General features: G+C 63.2%; 1 pseudogene. It reads right to left on the bottom strand.

Annotated elements, in window-relative coordinates:
- Positions 1 to 285: pseudogene (locus EN862_RS36670) on the bottom strand (site-specific integrase); the annotation flags it as partial.
- Between the last annotated feature and the right edge of the window lie 93 nt (positions 286 to 378).

The raw sequence follows: 378 nt of genomic DNA on the forward strand, positions 1-378 counted from the left end.
GACGTGGCGCCCTGTGCGACGGTCGCTAGGCTGGCCCTTCCAGGACTGCCGCATGCGCCAAGCAGCGCGAAGCAATGCTGCTGCCTCGTCACGGGTAAGCCAGCGGTCCCTTGGCGCGGACTTCGGCGGCAGCACGATCGCCGGCGTCGAGGTCACATAGCCTTCTCGGTGATAGTGGTTCAGCGCCGCCCGCAGGTCCTCCAACTGTCGCCTGGCGGCGGCACCGCCCCCGTGCGCTTTTGCATAGTCACGGCAGATCTTGCCGTGGATGTCACCAATTATCATATCGCCGAACCAGTTCATCTCCGCGACCATGCGGCCAGAAGTGTTTTTGGGCTTGGCGTGACAGGGCGCGACAGCTGTTAGGTAAACACTAAC

The organism is Mesorhizobium sp. M2E.F.Ca.ET.219.01.1.1 (assembly GCF_004016445.2).
Taxonomy (GTDB): Bacteria; Pseudomonadota; Alphaproteobacteria; order Rhizobiales; family Rhizobiaceae; genus Mesorhizobium.